The 16,502-nt window shown below is 61.7% G+C and carries 18 protein-coding genes and 2 pseudogenes; 8 read left to right on the top strand and 12 right to left on the bottom strand.

Going from position 1 to position 16,502, the window contains the following annotated elements; genetic code table 11:
- Nucleotides 1–183 precede the first annotated feature (183 nt).
- On the top strand, nucleotides 184–408 hold the full coding sequence (locus tag C4N04_RS32205) for a hypothetical protein (protein WP_086155894.1): 225 nt from the start codon (nucleotides 184–186) through the stop codon (nucleotides 406–408).
- Between the two features lie 68 nt (nucleotides 409–476).
- Nucleotides 477–986 carry a nucleoside kinase gene (locus C4N04_RS19865; protein WP_086156414.1) on the top strand — a complete coding sequence of 170 codons (510 nt, stop codon included), beginning with the start codon at nucleotides 477–479 and terminating at the stop codon, nucleotides 984–986.
- Nucleotides 987–1,100: 114 nt separating this feature from the next.
- On the opposite strand, the gene C4N04_RS19860 is transcribed toward C4N04_RS19865, so the two are convergent.
- Nucleotides 1,101–1,694 carry a TetR/AcrR family transcriptional regulator gene (locus C4N04_RS19860; protein ID WP_096768829.1) on the bottom strand — a complete coding sequence of 198 codons (594 nt, stop codon included), beginning with the start codon at nucleotides 1,692–1,694 and terminating at the stop codon, nucleotides 1,101–1,103.
- 167 nt (nucleotides 1,695–1,861) lie between these two features.
- Between C4N04_RS19860 and C4N04_RS19855 the strand changes: the two genes are divergently transcribed.
- The gene (locus C4N04_RS19855; RefSeq protein WP_096763629.1) at nucleotides 1,862–2,260 is read left to right on the top strand and encodes a RidA family protein; all 399 of its coding nucleotides are present in this window, start codon (nucleotides 1,862–1,864) and stop codon (nucleotides 2,258–2,260) included.
- Nucleotide 2,261: 1 nt separating this feature from the next.
- On the opposite strand, the gene C4N04_RS19850 is transcribed toward C4N04_RS19855, so the two are convergent.
- From C4N04_RS19850 to C4N04_RS19815, 8 genes and pseudogenes are all read right to left on the bottom strand, one after another.
- Complete coding sequence (locus C4N04_RS19850) at nucleotides 2,262–3,200, bottom strand: dihydrodipicolinate synthase family protein (RefSeq protein WP_106796823.1); 939 nt, start codon at nucleotides 3,198–3,200, stop codon at nucleotides 2,262–2,264.
- Between the two features lie 10 nt (nucleotides 3,201–3,210).
- Nucleotides 3,211–4,164, bottom strand: a complete 954-nt coding sequence (locus C4N04_RS19845; protein ID WP_106796822.1) for an oligopeptide/dipeptide ABC transporter ATP-binding protein — start codon at nucleotides 4,162–4,164, stop codon at nucleotides 3,211–3,213.
- Nucleotides 4,161–5,180 carry an ABC transporter ATP-binding protein gene (locus C4N04_RS19840; RefSeq protein ID WP_106796851.1) on the bottom strand — a complete coding sequence of 340 codons (1,020 nt, stop codon included), beginning with the start codon at nucleotides 5,178–5,180 and terminating at the stop codon, nucleotides 4,161–4,163. The genes C4N04_RS19845 and C4N04_RS19840 overlap by 4 nt, the downstream gene beginning before the upstream one ends.
- A gap of 8 nt (nucleotides 5,181–5,188) precedes the next feature.
- The gene (locus C4N04_RS19835) at nucleotides 5,189–6,106 is read right to left on the bottom strand and encodes a dihydrodipicolinate synthase family protein (protein ID WP_086155898.1); all 918 of its coding nucleotides are present in this window, start codon (nucleotides 6,104–6,106) and stop codon (nucleotides 5,189–5,191) included.
- A 19-nt stretch (nucleotides 6,107–6,125) separates the two neighbouring features.
- Nucleotides 6,126–7,001 carry an ABC transporter permease gene (locus C4N04_RS19830; RefSeq protein WP_106796821.1) on the bottom strand — a complete coding sequence of 292 codons (876 nt, stop codon included), beginning with the start codon at nucleotides 6,999–7,001 and terminating at the stop codon, nucleotides 6,126–6,128.
- A gap of 3 nt (nucleotides 7,002–7,004) precedes the next feature.
- Nucleotides 7,005–7,952, bottom strand: coding sequence for an ABC transporter permease (locus C4N04_RS19825; protein WP_106796820.1), 948 nt, complete (start codon nucleotides 7,950–7,952; stop codon nucleotides 7,005–7,007).
- A 74-nt stretch (nucleotides 7,953–8,026) separates the two neighbouring features.
- Nucleotides 8,027–9,605 (bottom strand): annotated as a pseudogene (locus C4N04_RS19820) (ABC transporter substrate-binding protein).
- On the bottom strand, nucleotides 9,602–10,333 hold the full coding sequence (locus tag C4N04_RS19815; RefSeq protein WP_106796850.1) for a FadR/GntR family transcriptional regulator: 732 nt from the start codon (nucleotides 10,331–10,333) through the stop codon (nucleotides 9,602–9,604). The pseudogene C4N04_RS19820 and the gene C4N04_RS19815 overlap by 4 nt, the downstream one beginning before the upstream one ends.
- 97 nt (nucleotides 10,334–10,430) lie before the next feature.
- On the opposite strand from C4N04_RS19815, the pseudogene C4N04_RS19810 reads away from it, so the two are divergent.
- The 3 genes and pseudogenes from C4N04_RS19810 to C4N04_RS19800 form a co-directional block, all read left to right on the top strand.
- A pseudogene (locus C4N04_RS19810) lies at nucleotides 10,431–10,557 on the top strand (ABC transporter permease); the annotation flags it as partial.
- Nucleotides 10,558–10,802: 245 nt separating this feature from the next.
- On the top strand, nucleotides 10,803–11,948 hold the full coding sequence (locus C4N04_RS19805) for a right-handed parallel beta-helix repeat-containing protein (RefSeq protein WP_106796819.1): 1,146 nt from the start codon (nucleotides 10,803–10,805) through the stop codon (nucleotides 11,946–11,948).
- A 98-nt stretch (nucleotides 11,949–12,046) separates the two neighbouring features.
- Nucleotides 12,047–12,850, top strand: a complete 804-nt coding sequence (locus tag C4N04_RS19800) for a Ku protein (RefSeq protein WP_010059471.1) — start codon at nucleotides 12,047–12,049, stop codon at nucleotides 12,848–12,850.
- An 83-nt stretch (nucleotides 12,851–12,933) separates the two neighbouring features.
- Here the strand turns inward: C4N04_RS19800 and C4N04_RS19795 are convergent, their stop codons facing one another.
- The 3 genes from C4N04_RS19795 to C4N04_RS19785 are packed head-to-tail and all read right to left on the bottom strand — an operon-like array spanning nucleotide 12,934 to nucleotide 14,358.
- On the bottom strand, nucleotides 12,934–13,788 hold the full coding sequence (locus C4N04_RS19795; protein WP_106796818.1) for a Ku protein: 855 nt from the start codon (nucleotides 13,786–13,788) through the stop codon (nucleotides 12,934–12,936).
- Between the two features lie 18 nt (nucleotides 13,789–13,806).
- Nucleotides 13,807–14,037: a DUF2188 domain-containing protein gene (locus C4N04_RS19790; protein WP_009994050.1), complete on the bottom strand. Its 231-nt coding sequence runs from the start codon at nucleotides 14,035–14,037 to the stop codon at nucleotides 13,807–13,809.
- 60 nt (nucleotides 14,038–14,097) lie between these two features.
- Entirely contained in the window at nucleotides 14,098–14,358 is a 261-nt protein-coding gene (locus tag C4N04_RS19785; protein ID WP_010056011.1) for a hypothetical protein, read from the bottom strand.
- A 143-nt stretch (nucleotides 14,359–14,501) separates the two neighbouring features.
- Here C4N04_RS19785 and C4N04_RS19780 point away from each other — a divergent pair, with 143 nt between their 5' ends.
- Together C4N04_RS19780 and C4N04_RS19775 are read left to right on the top strand one after the other, a co-directional pair.
- Entirely contained in the window at nucleotides 14,502–14,936 is a 435-nt protein-coding gene (locus C4N04_RS19780; protein ID WP_106796817.1) for an OsmC family protein, read from the top strand.
- Between the two features lie 47 nt (nucleotides 14,937–14,983).
- On the top strand, nucleotides 14,984–16,465 hold the full coding sequence (locus C4N04_RS19775) for an FAD/NAD(P)-binding protein (RefSeq protein ID WP_199852487.1): 1,482 nt from the start codon (nucleotides 14,984–14,986) through the stop codon (nucleotides 16,463–16,465).
- Nucleotides 16,466–16,502 lie beyond the last annotated feature (37 nt).

Raw genomic sequence — 16,502 nt, 5'->3', positions numbered from 1 at the left:
GGCGCTGTCGCCACAGCGAAGCTTTGCGTGGTCCATCGATCCCATTGTCGATCCGCAATGAGCAGTCCAATCACGTAGGTTTGCTTCGGCGCGCTGACGGTTTATGCATAAGCGGCTGGAGCAACGGAACAATCGCGACCCGGTCTGGTTTAAGCTAGGTCCGTATTCCCAGCGGAGGCGACGATGTGGGCAGTTCTGATCGGTGCCGCTCTGATAATCGGCGGCCTTGTTTTTCTCTTACAGCCGACGCTCCGTCGAAAACCGAGTGATCCTCACCTGATGCCCCAAGGCGGGGCGACGTTGGAACCGCGGCGTCAAGGCCTGAGGTTCCTTGGATTATCGCGGAATTGGCCGGCGCTTGCGGTTATCGCGGTTGGCGCGCTTCTTCTCGTTTTCGGGAGCTACTAGGCCCGCCGTCAGTGAATACGCCAGTGAAGTATCTTCTCAGCGGATTGCTGACCGTGGTAAGCGTCCCTATGGGCATCAAGAACTACTTGATCGAAGGCAGCTCCGGCACTGGAAAAACGTCTGTCGCTACTGAGCTGGAGCGGCGTGGTTTTCATGTCGTCCATGGTGATCGGGTGCTGGCCTATGTTGGGGACCCCGAGACCGGCGAGGCGCTCGAAGGACCGCCGCAAGGTGTGGACCGCGTCGTTTGGAGTTACGCGCACTGGATCTGGCCTGTTGAAAAGGTCCGGGCCATCTCCGCTGACACCACTCATCCTGCGACGTTCTTCTGTGGCGGCTCCCGCAACTTCCATAAGTTCCTGGACGTGTTCGACAAGGTTTTTGTGCTCGACATAGATGTCGAGACGTTGAACAGACGATTGGACGGGCGGCCAGATGAGCCGGGTTTCGCGCCGGACGAGCGTGCGGTGGTTCTGCGCTACCATAGGAGCATCAAACACTTTCCCGCCGGGATCGGTATCGACACAACCGGAACAGTCCCGAGCGTCGTCGACGATATCCTTGCCCAACTGAGCTGAAGCCTGAAGGGTGTTGCGACGGGGTGGGGAAGCACCGGTGCCACGCAGGCTGGGCAAGGCATGCCACCAGGGCGATTGGCGCCGGGTCGCCGATACGCTGCGCGTATAAGGCGCTTACGCCGACGTCCTGAGAAGGCCTGCAGCCAAAGCGCCGAAGGCTTCGACGGCTTTCGGCAGCACATCCTGCGGCTCGTCACTGGCAGCGATCCAGAGAGCGGCATTGAGCGCCGCGCCGTTGAGCAGCCGGGCGGCGGCTTCCGCGTCCACCGGCTTCAGGGTTCCCTGTGCGATCAAGCGCTCGATCGCCCGCCTGGTAGCCTGAAGACAGTTGCTCTGGCTCGGCCATTGTGAGGGATCACCCAACACGGCAGGTCCGTCGAGGAGAACGATGCGCTGGACCTCCGGATCGAGCGCCATCTCGATATAGGCGGCACCTTCGGCAAGCAGGCCCTGCCAAGCGTCACCCGCACGGGCGCCGATCTCCTGGGCGCGCGAGGCCATTTCCGTGTCGATCTGGTCGACAACTGCGGCAAGCAGCCCGCGCTTGTCACCGAAGTTGTGGTAGAGTGCACCCCGCGTCAGCCCGACTTCGGCCGTTAGCTCGTCCATCGAGGCGGCCGCATAGCCCTTCTCGGCAAAAGCCTTTCGCCCGGCGGCGATCAGCTTCCGACGATTTTCCTCCATCGTCTCGGCGCGTCGTTTTGCCATTTCAACTCCAATTTCAGATACGCTTCGTATATGAAGCTTGACATGTGCAGCGTATCTAACTAAGTCATATACGCACCGTATATCAGATGGCGCGGCCATATGTGAAGCTTCTGCAGTGACACGGCTGCGCTCACGTTCCAATCAACGATGATGAAACGAGATCGACAATGACCAAACGCGAAGCAATTTTTCCCGCCGACAGACATGCTCTTTATGAGGAACACGGCTATTCGGCCGCCATCCGATCCGGCGATCTTCTGTTCGTGTCCGGCCAGGTCGGCAGCCGTTCCGATGGAACGCCTGAACCAGACTTCCAACGCCAGGTCGAACTGGCTTTCGAAAATCTCAAGGCGGCGCTGGATGCCGCGGGTTGCACGTTGGATGATATAGTTGACGTCACGACGTTCCACACCGACCCCGAAAACCAGTTTGAGACAATCATGGCCGTCAAGCAGAAGGTTTTCAGCGAACCGCCCTATCCAAACTGGACGGCGGTCGGCGTGAATTGGCTGGCCGGCTTCGATTTCGAGATCAAGGTCATCGCCCGCATCCCTTCGATTGCATGACCTACCGAACGAAGAGTTCGGGGATCATCATGCGGGCGCGGTCGCGCAGATTTGCCGCCTCTTGCTCATCGATAAAGCGGTAAGGCCATCGCAACCTGGTGGTGACTGGCCCCCAGTTACCGATCGCGGCGAGCAGTTTGTCGAGGGCTGCGTTTGAATAGCCATGGTCACGGCGAAACGGGACGATGTGATCGTCCATAAAGGCGCGGATGCGCTTCTCGATCTCGAGCGCGGCGTCGATGTCGGCGTGCATCAGCTCTGTCCAGGCTTGGGCACCATGGGGGCTGAGACAGGCGACGTTGGAAAACGCGCCGGCAGCAACGCCGCGTTTGATGCCGGTGGCGAGATGGTGGCCGGGAATGAACAGGGAAAATTCGCCAAGATGCGCGCGCGCCTGTGCATACCAGGCTTCGTCGCCATCGGCGATCTTCATCCCGACCACCGACGGGCAGGGGCCGCACACGTCACTGAGCTCGGCTGGCGTCAGGACGCGTTTCGCATGCGGGGGATTGTAAAGGATGAGCGGGAAGCCGTCGGCGGCCTCCGACGCGCGGTGCAGGAAGTCGACGGCTTCGAGATTGGTGAGCGGCCACCAGTCGGGCAGGATCACCTGGATTGCCAACGGCTTGTGTGCAGTGGCGCGGCGCAGGCGATCGAGCATGATGATCGGATCGGGCTGGCAGGCGCCGATGACGAAGGGCATTGCGGCGGCCCGGCAACGCGACGCCAGCATCTCCTGAATTCGCTCGTACTCCGCTTCCGTCTGGTTGTGAAATTCACCCGCAGTGCCATTCGAATAGATGCCGTCGACCTTGGCGGCGATCAGTCTGTCGATTTCCTCGCCGAGCTTTTCGAAATCGATGCTGTTGTCCTCAGCGATCGGCAGGAGCAGGCTTGCCCAGTTCCCCGCGATAGGATGGCGGCGGGTTGCCATGCTCATCTCACTTCCTTCAGTCGAGGTCATCGCGGATGCAGGCCTTGAAATGCCCGGGCGTCATTTCGCGCAGCTCCGGCACGGTCTCGCCGCAGGCCGGCAGGGTGTTCGGACAGCGCGTGCGAAAGACGCAACCGCTCGGGGGATCGGCGGGGCTCGGAATATCGCCCTTCAGGATCTGGCGGTCGCGCGGCGCATCGGGATCGGGCGAGGGGATCGCCGAGAGCAGTGCTCGGGTGTAGGGATGCAGCGGCCTGGCATAAAGCGCAGCGGTTGGCGCGATTTCCATGATCCGGCCGAGATAGAGGACGATCACCCGGTCGCAGATATATTCGACCACGGCGAGATCGTGACTGATGAACAGCATGGTCAGGCCAAGTCGCTGCTGCAGGTCACGCAGAAGGTTGATCACCTGCGCCTGGATCGAGACATCGAGTGCGGAGACCGGCTCGTCGGCGACGATGAATTGGGGCGCGAGCGTCAGCGCCCGGGCGATGCCGATCCGCTGCCGCTGGCCGCCCGAGAACTCGTGAGCGTAACGATTGACGGCGTCCGGCGGCAGATCGACCTGTTCGAGCGCGGCGCGGGCGCGTTCCAATCTCTCTTTTGCCGTGCCGAGGCCCTGGATCTTCAGTCCCTCGGTCAGAATTTCGCCGATCGTCATACGCGGCGAAAGGCTCGCGAACGGGTCCTGAAAAATATATTGCATCCGCGGCCGCAGGCGCCGCATTGCCGATGAAGACAGGCTGGTGAGTTCGGTGCCGTCGAAGCGGACGCTGCCGGCGGAGGGTTCGATGAGGCGCAGCACCGATCGCCCGATCGTGGTCTTGCCGCTGCCGGATTCGCCGACCAGCCCGACCACCTCGCCCCTGCCGATATCGAAGGAAATGGCCCGCAGGATGGTCAGCCTGGCGCCGCGGGACGTGTAGTCTTTTCCGAGGTCGCGGACCGAGAGAAGGGGCTCGCTCATCTGATCTCCTGCCAGCGAATGCAGCGGCTCTTGTGACGCAGATTGACATCGGCAAGCGGCGGCACGGCCGTGCGACAGGCGTCGATGGCAAATCGGCAGCGCGGCTGGAAAGCGCAGCCGGCCGGCATGTTCATCAGGCTCGGCACGACGCCCGGAATGGCCGCCAGCCTTTCCCCCGCCTGCTTCATCCGGCTGGCGTCACCGAGTTTCGGCATCGAGGCCAACAGGCCGATGGTATAGGGATGCCGCGGATTGCGGAAGACCTCGGCCACCGGCCCCGTCTCGACGATCCGGCCGGCATACATGACCGCCACCCGATGGGCGATTTCGGCGACGACGCCGAGATTATGGGTGACCAAGAGCATGGCCATGCCGCGTTCACGCTGCAGCCTCTGCAGCAGGGCCAGAACCTGCGCCTGGATGGTGACGTCGAGCGCCGTCGTCGGCTCGTCGGCAATCAGCAGCGTCGGGTCGCAGGCAAGGGCCATGGCGATCGTGGCGCGCTGGCGCATGCCGCCGGAGAGCTCGTGCGGATACTGACCGGCACGGCGCCTGGCATCGGGAATGCCGACGTTGTCGAGAAGCGCGACGGCAGCGTCCATGGCGGTCTTCCGGTTCGCGCCGCGATGAATGCGGATCGGCTCCGAGATCTGGTCGCCGATGGTGTAGACCGGGTTGAGGCTCGACATCGGCTCCTGAAAGACCATGCCGATATCATTGCCGCGAATGGCGCGCAGTTCCTGCTCGGGGAGGCAGACAAGGTTGCTGACCGTCCCATCCTTGCGCTTCAGATCGATACTGCCGGCCGCGATCGCACCGATGTTGCGGGTCAGCAGCCGCATAACCGAAAGGCTGGTCACCGATTTGCCCGAGCCGGACTCGCCGACGAGCGCCAGCGTCTCGCCGGCAGCCACGCTCAGATCGATGCCGTTGACCGCCGTCACCTCGCCCGAGCGGATGCGGAAGACGGTCCGCAGCCCCTTGATGTAGAGAATGGTGTCGGCGGTCTGTGGCATGGCATCCATCAGGCAAGCAGGCCGGTGGCGCGGAGGATTTGGTCGATCCTTGCCGTTTCGGCTTCGTTGAGGGCCGCACGCGGGCGCGGCATCAGCGCCGTATCGATGATGCCGAGGCTCTTCATCGCCGCCTTGAAGGCACCGATACCGGCAGCGCCGCCGCTGACCCGGCCCGCTCCGACCCAGACGATTTCGAAGAGCCGGCAGAGCCGCTCCTGTTCCTTGCGGGCCGCGACCCAGTCGCCGCGCTGAGCGGCATTCCAGAGCCTGACATAACCGTGCGGATCGACATTGGCGATGCCGGGCACCACGCCATGGGCGCCCATCTGCAGCGCCGTGTCGACGACGATCTCGGAACCGGTCATCAGGAAGACGTCCTTGTTGTCGGCGAGATCGAGCAGCACGTAACGGAAATTGCCGTCATCGCCGCTCGAATCCTTGATGCCGATGATGGTTCCCTCCTTCGCCAGCGTCACGCTGGTCTGGCGCTGCAGTTTCACATGCACGCAGACGGGAATGTCATAGGCGATCAGCGGCACGTCGACCGCATCGCGGATATAGCGGAAGTGATCGATCGTCTCGGCCTGGCTGGTCACAGTATAGAACGGCGCCGTGACGACCACCGCGTCGGCGCCGGCCGATTTGGCGATCCTGGCATGGTTGATGACCCGGTCGGTCGTCGGATCGATGACCCCGACGATCAGCGGTACCCGGCCGTTGATGACCTTGGCCGAATGCTCGATGATCTCCTGCCGGGTTTGTTCGTCGTGGAAGATCACCTCGCTGGTCGAGCCGAGCACGAACAGGCCGTGGCAGCCGGCCTCGATCAGATTTTCCAGCACCCGCGTATAGGACGGGTAATCGACGGTGTAATCCTTGTTCAACGGGGTTACGACGGGAGGAACGACACCCTTGAATTTGCTCATTTTCGCTTTCTTTCGATCGTCAGTTTAATTCGGCGCGAGGGTCGAAGGCATCGCGAAGACCGTCGCCAATGAAGTTGATTGCAAGGACGGCAAGCACCAGAAAGCCGCCGGGAAACAGCCACTGCCAGGGATATTGTTCGAGCACGGCAGTGGAGCGGGCGGCATTCAGCATGTTGCCCCAGCTTGCCGCCGGCGGCGCAATGCCGAGTCCGAGGAAGGAAAGGCCGGCCTCGAGCAGGATGGCATTGGCGATCTGCAGCGTCGCGAAGACGACCAGGATGTCGATCGAGTTCGGCAGGCCGTGGCGGAAGAGCAGGTGCGGCAGACCCGCTCCCATGCCCCTTGCCGCCGTCACGAAGTCACGCTCGCGAAGTTCCAGCAGCCGCGCGCGCACCATGCGCGCCAGCAGCGGCCAGGAGAGCAGCGAGATGACGAAGACCGTTGGCCAGATGCCGGTGCCGGCGATCGAGGCGAGCACCAGCAGGAAGATGACCGGCGGCAGCGTCATGACAAGATCGACGAAACGCATGGTGACAGCATCCGCAAAGCGGCCCGCAAGCGCCGAGACCGCGCCGACCATGAAACCGATGACGGCGGAAATGACGGTCGAGGTGAGGGCCACCAAAAGCGAGATCCGGCCGCCGTCCATGACCCGGGCAAAGATATCGCGGCCGACGCCATCGGTGCCGAACCAGTGTCTCGGTCCCGGCTGCGCATTCATCGCCAGGAGGTCGATGTCGTTGGGTTTGAAGCTCCACCACAGCGGATAGGAAAGGATCGCCACGATCACCAGCGCGATCATGGACAGGCCGGCGAAGGCCGCCCGGTTGAGCAGGAAACGATTGAGGGAGCGTGCGATCGGGCCCGGACTGCGGGCAGGGCTTCGTGCCGGCATCGCTCAGCCCACCTTGATCCGCGGATCGACCAGCGCATAGGCGAGATCGGTCAGAAGGTTGACGGCGATGACGCAGGCGCCGATCACGAGCGTCGAACCCATGATAACGGGATAATCGCGGCCTTCCACCGCATCGACCATCAGCAGGCCCATGCCGGGCCAGTTGAAGACGCTTTCGATGAAGATCGCGCCGCCGATCGCAAGGCCGATGGTCGAGCCGATCAGGGTGATGACGGGAAGCAGCGCATGCTTGATAATGACCCAGAATTCGAAGACGCCCTTGGCGCGCGCCGTGCGCACATAGTCCTGGTTCAGGACCTCGAGCATGGAAGCGCGCATGTAGCGCATGATCAGCGCTGTCTGCGCGACGGCCAGCAATGTCGCGGGCAGGACGAGGTGATGGAGGAGGTCGGCGACGGAAAATTCCCGGCCGGGCGTCAGCATGCCGCCGGAGGGCATCCAGCGGAAATAGACCGAAAACAGATAAAGGCCGACCAGGGCGCTTAAGAAGGGCGGACTGGAAATGCCGGTGACGGCAAAGACCGACAAGGACAGGTCGGCGATGGAATTGCGGCGAACCGCGCTGACGATGCCGGTCGCGATGCCGGCGATGATCGCGATCGCGATCGCCGATCCCATCAAGAGGACCGTCGGCCCGACGCGCGACAGCACAAGACCGAGCACCGGCTGGTCGGGCCGTTTGATCGAATAGCCGAGATTGCCCGTCAGCGCTTGCCCCAGCCAGGCGACATACTGCAGCGGCAGCGGCTGATCGAGGCCGAGTGTGGCGCGCAGTTCCGCAAGATCCGACGATGACATCGGCACATTGGGGTCGATATAGGCGTCGATCGGATCGCCGGGGGTAAGGCGCAGCATGACGAAGATCAGCACGCTCAAGGCAAGCAGCATGCCCACGCCGATCAGCAGGCGCCGGAGACTGTATCTCAGCATGAAAAACCCGTTCCTGTGCGGGCGGACAGGTTCGCCGACCTGGCCGCCCTTTGCTTCTCAGGATGCGCTACGCCCTATTCGGCGATCGCCCACTTTTCCGGATGCGCCTGGTAAGGGCCGCCGCCCGGGGCAGGCGTCCAGATGAAGTCCTTCAGCTTGGAGGAGGCGACGCCATAACGTTTCGCCACCCAGAGCGGACCCCAGGGCAGTTCCTTGTTCATCACCTTGCAGACCTCCTGGTAGCGGGCCTCGCGCTTTGCGGCATCCGTCTCGCTAAGCGCTGCATCGAGAGCGGCGGTCAGCATCGGCATGCGCACGCGGGCGACGTTCGGGCCGGCCGGCGGGATCTGCTTTTCGTTGAGGCCGACATTGATGCTGCCCGGGTCAGGGCCGTTCTGCAGGCCGGCATAAACCATCTGGAATTGCGCGACGTCGGGCGTCGGGTTGAGCACGATGCTGTTATAGGTCGGGGTGTCGACGGCGCGCGGCGTGACGTTGATGCCGACCTGGGCGAGCATTGCCTGGACCGCAGCCATGACATTGGCGGCAAGCGGCGTTGTGTAATAGGTCAGAAGCGTTATCGGCTTGTCGCCGTTGATCTGATCCCAGCCGGCTTCCTTCAGCAACTGCTTGGCCTTTTCCGGGTCGTAGCCGTAGGTTTCGATGCCCTTCGGCACCACCTGGTCGGCGATATAGGCGCAGTTTGCCGGTTTGGCGGCGCCGCCGTAAAGGCTCTGGATGATTGCATCGCGATTGATCGCATACATCACCGCCTGACGCACCCGGACATCCTTCCAGATCGGTGAATCATGGTTGAAGCCGAGATAGTTGACGACGAAGGAATTGCCTTCGATGACGCGGAAATCCTTGTTGTTGTTGAAGGCGGTCAAGTCGTTCGAATCGACATAGGTGAACTGGATCTCGCCGGCGCGCAGTGCGGCAATAGCCGCAGCCGGATTGGCGAAATAGCGGTTGATGATCTTTTCCAGCGCCGGCTTGCTGCCCCGGTAGTCGGTGTTGGCGGCAAGTTCGACATATTGATCGGTGACGTATTTGATGAATTTGAACGGCCCGGTGCCGATCGGCGCGGTGGACCACCATGTGTTCTTGGCGAGCTGGTCCGCCGGGATCTGCGAGAGCGCGTGCTCCGGCAACATCATCACCTTCGTCAGCGTGTCCATCAAACTTGCCGACGGAGCCGAGAGTTTGATGACCAGCGTCTTGTCGTCCGTGGCCTCGGCCGAGGAAACGGCGTTCAGGCGAGCCGCGAGAACCGAGCCGGTCTTGGCGTTCTTGGCAAGCTCGATGGTGAACTTGGCATCCTTTGCGGTGAAGGGCTTGCCGTCATGCCATTTCGCATCGGCGAGCTTGAACGTGTAGGTCATCTGATCGGGACTGACCTCATAGGACGAGGCGAGCTGGCCGACGACTTTCTCGAGCTTCTCGTCATAGGTCACCAGCGGCTCGAAATAGACGCTGAGCCAGGTAAAGCCGCCGGTGGCGGCGAGAGGGTTGAAATTACCCTGGAAACCGCCGGGCCCGACATCGAAGCAGCGTGGCGGCCTGCGCCGGGCCGGTGAAGGCCGGAACGGCGGTCGTCGCCATCATAGCAGCAAGCGCGATGGCGGATGATAGTCTGAACAGTCCTCTCATTGTGTTCCTCCCACATTGGCACTTTTCTTATTGGCGGCGATCACCCGGGAAATACCGTCATAGTGGCGGTCCAGGCGGTTCTGCGCTTGCGCGACGTCCTTCGCCTCGATGGCATCGACGATCGCCGCGTGATCCCTCCAGGTCGCGACGGGATCGACATTGTCGAGATTGACGAAATCCGAGGCCTTGTAGAAGGCGAGCCAGAACACATCGATCAGCCGGGCAAGGGTCTCGTTGTTCTGGCAGCGGAACAGCAGCGTATGAAAAAGCTGGTCTTCGTCGGCAAAGGATTGACCGCGCTCGGCATGGACCCGCATGCGCTCCACCGTGGCGCGCAGCTCGGCGATATCGTCGTTGCCGATCATCTCGACCGTCTTGCCGATCAGGCCGACTTCCAGGGTCCGGCGGATCTCGATCACTTCCTCGATCTGGCGCAGAGCGCCGCCGAGGCCATAGGCGAGATTGTCGAGCAGCGGTTCGAATGAGAAGGCTTTGACGAAGATGCCGATGCCGCGGCGCGATTCCAACACACCCAGCGATTCCAGCGCCTTGATGCCCTCACGCAGGGAATTGCGGCTGACGCCGAGCTGGTTCGCCAGGTCGGATTCGGCCGGCAGCATCGTGCCGGGCTTCAATCCGTTGTCGCTGATATAGGCTCGCAGGCTTTCTTGCACGGAAACGTGGAGCAGAGGCGCACGGGTGAGGGGCTTCATGGATTTCAGCGACATGCCGTTCTCGTTTCGGTCTGCAATGAGGTAAAACATATCCACTTGTAGGATATCCGTCAACCCAATTTGATCCCGACATTCGCCGCGGACTATTAGGGTCTTCGGACACTTCGTCTTCGCGATCGGCACCAATGAGGAAGGCCGTGCGGCTGTCGGGACACGAGCCGAAACGCTACAAGATTGCGGTATTCAAGATTTCAGGCCTGACCGCCAGCATTGCCGCCGGTTGACGCGGATGCTCGAGACCCAGTGACCGGTTGCAAGCTTTAGCCTCTGAATCGCAAGACGCCCTGCGAAGTGAAGCAGGCTGTCAAACTCCTGCCACATGCCCTGCATTAATTCGGCGTGACTGCGTATTTCTTAAATCGGAATTGATTTAAGGATATGCAGCAGCTCAATGCGTTACCGCATGCCTTGCGCCTCTGAGAAGACGCGCGGTACCCCAGGTAATCGCGCCGATGGAGATCCGATGCCCGCAATCCTGCGAAAGAAATCTCATGGCGTCTCCACGCGGGCGCAGGTCATCGACGGTGCTGAGGATATTGGCGTCTCCTATCAGGTGTTTTCCGATACGGTGGTCGAAGACGTCGTCGTCAAGAACTCGCCACGCGGCTTTAAATTTCACAACGGCAAGAACCTCGTCGTCAGGCGCTGCGAAACCGAGAATGTCCGAGGCGACGGCATCTATCTGACGAAGACGTCGAACGTGCTTCTGGAAAACAACCGCATGGGTGCGGCACCGGGCGAGGGCGCGGATTGCTGCCAGTTCGCCTATCAAAACAGCGACGACAATATCAGTTCCGATATCGTGATCCGCGGCAACCTCTTCCTGCAATCGCCGACGAGCAGTTCTAACAAGGGCGCGCTGGTCTGCGACAAAACCCGGAGATACCGCGTCGAGTACAACTTCATCGGCGGCAAGAATTTTTCCTTTTCGTCGATCGGCGATAATGCCGTGGTGCGCAGCAACATCATGCGCGACGGCAGGATGAACGACTATTCCTTCGGTTACGGCATCGGCGACAAGGCCGATCATGCCGGTCATCACCTCTATGACAACTGGATCGAGAACAACAATCGCGGCATCAGCCTGAGCGGCTTTTCCGACCAGGAGCGGGCATTCCGCAAGGATATCGATATCCATGACAACATCATCAGCGCATGCGACGTCGCCTTTTTCGCCAATCGTCCGTGGTCGGGCAGCCTCCGGCGCAACATATTCATGCGTTGCCGGCAGGACATCCTATTGAAAGGAACGGGCCAAGCGACGGCCGGTGAGATTGACGGCAATTATCATAATGACGGCAGCTTTCTGAACGTTACGCCGCCGCCGCTTCGCTTCAATGCCGACGGCAAAGCCTCCGTCGCCTCGGGTGAATGGACATCCGAACCCGATGAAATCGTCATCCAGTGGCGCGACAAGGGCATCGACATATCAGGCGCCAACCGGCCTTCCATTGCCGTCGAGCCCGGCATGGAACTGTCGTGCGTGCTGCTGGCGCGCAAGGGCCGCAATTGGATGCTGGCGATCGCCGAGACAGCCTATGACGAATTCACGCCGCGCGCATGGCAGGAAAAAAAGCTGCCCTGGCAGAAGCGGTATTTCTCGATCTGAACGGCGCCGCGCGCAACCGCTGATCACCCGGCCCGGAACCAAAGACCGGCTTTGCCGTTGATTGCCATGTCCCACCGTGTCGGGGAGACAGGACCGTCATGGCACGCCAGACATTCTGGAAGGGTTATCTCAAGCTTTCGCTCGTCACCGCCTCCGTCTCGCTGACGCCGGCGACGACCGAAAGCAACAAGGTGCATTTCCACGTCCTCAATCGCCAGACGAAAAACCGCGTCGAAAGCCGCTATGTCGACAGCGTCACCCACAAGCCGGTCGCCGACAGGGACCAGGTGAAGGGTTATCCGCGCGGCGAGGGCGACTATGTTCTTCTCGAAGACGAAGAGATCGAGGAAGTCGGGCTTGAAAGCACCCGCACCATCGAGATCGACAGTTTCGTGCCGCGCGGCTCGATCGACTGGATCTGGTACGACAAGCCGCATTTCCTGGCGCCCGCGGACAAGGTCGGCGTGGAAGCCTTCTGCGTCATCCGCGAGGCGATGAAGGCGAACGACGTCGTCGGCATTGCCCGTCTGGTCCTCTATCGCCGCGAGCGTGCCGTGCTGCTGGAGCCGCAAGGCAAGGGCATTATTCTCTGGACCCTGCGTTATGGCGACGAAGTGCGCGAACCCTTTGCCGAGATCGACGATAAAGCAAAGATCGACAGCAAGCTTTTGACGCTGATGAAGCAGCTGGTAAAGGAAGAGACCAGGGATTGGAGCCCGACCATGGTGCAGGATCCGATCCAGAAGCGCCTGAAATCGATGATCCGCGGCAAGCAGAAGAACCTGAAGAAGGCCGCACCGGCCAAGAAACCGGCGCCGGTGAAATCGACTGGCAACGTCATCAACATCATGGATGCGCTGAAAAAGAGCCTGGCGGAAGAAGGGGAGAGGAAGCCGCGTTAGAGCAATTTCAGCATCTGCGAAGCGCTGTCGTTAAAGCTGAAGCGGTTCTTGCGCTTCGCCTGACAGGATTCGAGAGCCATCTCTCAGCCTGCCTTCTTTTTCTGGCTGTCGCTGCGGGCCGGCGCCCTCTTCTTTGCCGGTGTTTTCTTAGCCGCACCCTTGCCGGTCATCTTGGCGCTCTCGCGCAGCGCCTCCATCAGGTCGACGACCTTGCGTTCCGACGCCGGCTTCTTCTTCGGCGGCTCCCGGCCCTCGATCTTTGCCTTCACCAGTTCGACGAGAGCAGCTTCGTAACGGTCCTCGTAGGCGCTCGGATCGAAACTGCCGTGCTTGGTCTCGATGATATGGCCGGCGAGTTCAAGCATCTCCTTGTCGAACTTGATGTCGGGAATGTCCTTGAAGACAGTGTCGGCCGAGCGCACCTCATAGTCGAAGTTGAGCATGGTCGCGACGATGTGGCTGTCATGAGGCCGGATCAGCAGCGTCCGGTTGCGCTTGAAGAGCACGGCTTCGGCGAGCGCTGCCACCTTGCCGTCGCGCATGCCCCGGACGATCAGCGACAGCGCTTCTTCGTCATGTTCGTCGACGGGCGCGAGATAATAGGGACGGTCGAAATAGAGCTTGTCGATATCGTCATACGCAATGAAAGCCTTGACGTTGAGCACCTTGTCGCTTTCCGGCATGATCTCGGCGATCTCGTCGCCTTCGATGACGATGTAATCGCCATTCTCCATCTGGTAGCCCTTGACCTGATCGTCCCGCTCGACCGGCTTGCCGGTCTCGCTGTCGACGAACTGCCGTTCAACCCGATGGCCAGTCCTGCGGTTGATGATGTTGAAGGAAACGCGGTCGGAGGAGGAAATGGCGGTATAGAGCCCGACGGCGCAAGCAAGGTCGCCTACCTTCAGATGACCTTTCCAGCTTGCCCGCGCGGCCATTCCACCCTCCGTCGCAAATCAGAGCCGACTGTTGCTCTTGTCGGTTTCGAGCTCCTGAAACGCCCAGCCGCCGTCGGGTGAGGGATAGGCGAGCAGCGCATCGCCGTCGCCGATTTTCTGGCGTGAAGCGGCATCCTTGGCGTGGACAATCGCTTCGTCGGCCGTCGCATAGGTTTCCGACAGTGTGTCGCCGAGCTTGTAAGCCCAGCCATTGTCGTGCGGGACAACCTGATAAGTGATATCGGCCATTTCGGATCTCCTCTTCTCAAGTGATGTCGGCGAAAACCAAGCACGCTTCGCCATCACGCTCTAGTTCCGATTTGGTTTCCGCCTTTCGTCGAGCGCGATGATTTTTTCCAGGGAGGCGATGTCCTCGCTGGTAACGACGGGAACCGGATCGGCCGCAATCGCCTCCAGCACCTCCTGCGAAATGGCGCCGTTGCGGATCGCCCATTCCAGCGTCTCGCGCGTGTCCCGCTCGGCCTTGAGCTGTGCATAGAGCGCGATGATCAGCCGGTCGCGGGCGTCCATCCGCCGGCCCTGACGATCCATGCTGCGGACATGCGCCATTGCGATGCACCTTTGTCACTGGTTTCGTACAGGTGTAGTCAACTGATGACGGATGGAAAGGTTCCGTTGCCGAGCGTCGCCACGCCGTTGCGGGCCGACGCGCAACTCGCTATCTCTGCGAGGCTGTTGTCAGAGGATTTCTCATGGTCGATCTCAAGGCTCGCCCCCGCCGGACCGGCGCTACCGCCACGCTCGGCCGCACCGGTTTTCCGCATGTGACTTCCACCACCAAGGGTGAAATCGATATCGTCACTGCGCCGTCGCAGCCGGGCTTCAGCCCGCTCGACCTGCTCTATGCCTCGCTTTCTGCCTGCCTCGTGCTCAGCGCCCGCATTGCCGCCAGCAAGATGGGCGCTCTCGACAGGATCAGCGAGATCGCTGCCGACGTCACTGGCGAAAAGGCGGAAGAAGGGCTTTCACGCGTTGCCAAATTCAACATTGTCTTCTCGATAATGGGCGATATCGACGAGGAGACTCGCCGCAAGATCGTCCATGCGGCTGAAGATGAGATCTGCACGGTCAGCAACACCATCCGCGGCAATCCTGAATTTACGACGACAATCTCAGCAGCGCATTAATCTACACAATTATTATAGACAACTGCCGGGCGAGGATTGCACTAGGAATGTCCGGCTTCTATGTTTGGCCATCGAAGCAAGATCCGGCCACCATGCAGCCCAAGCCCCTGCCGACGTCAAAACAGCCCGTCGTCGCCATCATCGGCGGTGGCGTTTCCGGTGCGGGCGTCGCCTATCATCTCGCCCGGGCGATGGGCGGCGAACATCCCGTGATCGTCGTTTTCGAGCCGCGGGCGGAGCTCGGCCGTGGTCTTGCCTATGACACGGACGATCCGGCCCACCGCATCAATGTCCCGGCCGCCAAGATGAGCCTGCAGCCTGACGACCAGGGTGAATTCCAGGCCTGGATCGAGGCCCGGGACGCAGTCGCCTGCGACCCCGAGGCAAGACGCTCCGACGGCCAGATCTTTCCCCGGCGCCGGCTCTTCGGCGATTATGTCGCCTCCCTGCTGAAGCCGTTTCTGGACGACGGCAGCGTGCGCCATCGCCGCGCGGCGGTGAGCCATGTCGAGCGCCGGGCCGGCCGTTGGTCGATCCGCGACGAGAACGGCGGCGTGACTGAGGCCGATATGGTCGCGATCGCCACCAGCCATCCGCCGCCGGCCGCTCCCGGCCGGCTTGCGAGCCTTCTTGCCGCCCACCCCCGTTTCGTCCCCGACACGACGAAGCCGGGCGCGCTCGACGTCATCCGTCCCCACGACCGGGTGCTGGTCATCGGCAACGGCCTGACCGCCGCCGATGTCATTGCCTCGCTTGCCGAACGCGGACATCGCGGTCCGCTGACGGCGATCTCGCGCCGCGGCCTGCGCTCGCGCGGCCATCCGCCGGTGCCGCAACCGCTCTTCGGCGATTTCCTCTCCGATGCGGCACACTCCGCCGTTTCGCTGCTGGCCGGAATCCGCGCCGCCATCAGCGCCGCGAAAGCGCAGGACATAAGCTGGCATGGGGTGATCGATCAGGTGCGGGCGCAGGGCTATGATCTCTGGCAGGCGCTGCCGGTTGCTGAACGGCGCCGTCTTGCCCGCCATCTGCGTCCCTATTGGGATGTGCATCGTTTCCGCATCGCACCGCAGGTGGAAGCCGTGCTCGATATGGCGATTGCTGCCGGTCGCCTCGAAATCCTTGCCGGTTCCGTCGCCGATGGGCGCATCGAAGGCGAACTCATCCTTTGCACCCTGCAGCCGCGCCATCGCGGCCAGCCGCTTGAGCGGATCTATGACGCTGTCATCGTCACCACCGGTCCGGCCCATGGTGGCATTCTCGAAACCCAGCCCTGGCTCGCGGCGCTCGCGACAGACGGCCATTTGTCGCTTGACCCCACAGGTCTCGGCCTTGCCTGCACCGAGCGCTCGGAGGCGATCGGCCCGTCGGGAACGGCGGATCCGTCGCTGTTGATCTCCGGTCCGCTGGCGCGGGGCACATTCGGCGAGTTGATGGGACTGCCGCAGGTGACCGAGCACGCCTTCTTCATTGCGGCCGAAATCGCCGCAAAGCTGCGACTGGCTGACACAAAGACGCATCCGGCCTGATTTTCCGTTTCGATGTCGTTCTCCGACTGTCTCAGGC

The sequence above is a fragment of the Rhizobium sp. H4 genome (genome assembly GCF_003013335.1).
In the GTDB taxonomy this organism is placed as follows: domain Bacteria; phylum Pseudomonadota; class Alphaproteobacteria; order Rhizobiales; family Rhizobiaceae; genus Rhizobium; species Rhizobium sophoriradicis.
The sequence above is the reverse complement of the archived record's forward strand: the minus strand, read 5'-3'. Positions and strand labels throughout refer to the sequence as shown.

What these genes read in the sequence shown, in the direction of transcription:
- C4N04_RS19775 (WP_199852487.1), top strand. Translation starts at nt 14,984, where the DNA reads ATGTCCGGCTTCTATGTTTGGCCATCGAAGCAAGATCCGGCCACCATG.
- C4N04_RS19800 (WP_010059471.1), top strand. Translation starts at nt 12,047, where the DNA reads ATGGCACGCCAGACATTCTGGAAGGGTTATCTCAAGCTTTCGCTCGTC.
- C4N04_RS19805 (WP_106796819.1), top strand. Translation starts at nt 10,803, where the DNA reads ATGCCCGCAATCCTGCGAAAGAAATCTCATGGCGTCTCCACGCGGGCG.
- C4N04_RS19785 (WP_010056011.1), bottom strand. Translation starts at nt 14,358, where the DNA reads ATGGCGCATGTCCGCAGCATGGATCGTCAGGGCCGGCGGATGGACGCC.
- C4N04_RS19790 (WP_009994050.1), bottom strand. Translation starts at nt 14,037, where the DNA reads ATGGCCGATATCACTTATCAGGTTGTCCCGCACGACAATGGCTGGGCT.
- C4N04_RS19780 (WP_106796817.1), top strand. Translation starts at nt 14,502, where the DNA reads ATGGTCGATCTCAAGGCTCGCCCCCGCCGGACCGGCGCTACCGCCACG.
- C4N04_RS19835 (WP_086155898.1), bottom strand. Translation starts at nt 6,106, where the DNA reads ATGAGCAAATTCAAGGGTGTCGTTCCTCCCGTCGTAACCCCGTTGAAC.
- C4N04_RS19840 (WP_106796851.1), bottom strand. Translation starts at nt 5,180, where the DNA reads ATGCCACAGACCGCCGACACCATTCTCTACATCAAGGGGCTGCGGACC.
- C4N04_RS19865 (WP_086156414.1), top strand. Translation starts at nt 477, where the DNA reads ATGGGCATCAAGAACTACTTGATCGAAGGCAGCTCCGGCACTGGAAAA.
- C4N04_RS19850 (WP_106796823.1), bottom strand. Translation starts at nt 3,200, where the DNA reads ATGAGCATGGCAACCCGCCGCCATCCTATCGCGGGGAACTGGGCAAGC.
- C4N04_RS19845 (WP_106796822.1), bottom strand. Translation starts at nt 4,164, where the DNA reads ATGAGCGAGCCCCTTCTCTCGGTCCGCGACCTCGGAAAAGACTACACG.
- C4N04_RS19830 (WP_106796821.1), bottom strand. Translation starts at nt 7,001, where the DNA reads ATGCCGGCACGAAGCCCTGCCCGCAGTCCGGGCCCGATCGCACGCTCC.
- C4N04_RS19795 (WP_106796818.1), bottom strand. Translation starts at nt 13,788, where the DNA reads ATGGCCGCGCGGGCAAGCTGGAAAGGTCATCTGAAGGTAGGCGACCTT.
- C4N04_RS19860 (WP_096768829.1), bottom strand. Translation starts at nt 1,694, where the DNA reads ATGGCAAAACGACGCGCCGAGACGATGGAGGAAAATCGTCGGAAGCTG.
- C4N04_RS19825 (WP_106796820.1), bottom strand. Translation starts at nt 7,952, where the DNA reads ATGCTGAGATACAGTCTCCGGCGCCTGCTGATCGGCGTGGGCATGCTG.
- C4N04_RS19855 (WP_096763629.1), top strand. Translation starts at nt 1,862, where the DNA reads ATGACCAAACGCGAAGCAATTTTTCCCGCCGACAGACATGCTCTTTAT.
- C4N04_RS19815 (WP_106796850.1), bottom strand. Translation starts at nt 10,333, where the DNA reads ATGTCGCTGAAATCCATGAAGCCCCTCACCCGTGCGCCTCTGCTCCAC.
- C4N04_RS32205 (WP_086155894.1), top strand. Translation starts at nt 184, where the DNA reads ATGTGGGCAGTTCTGATCGGTGCCGCTCTGATAATCGGCGGCCTTGTT.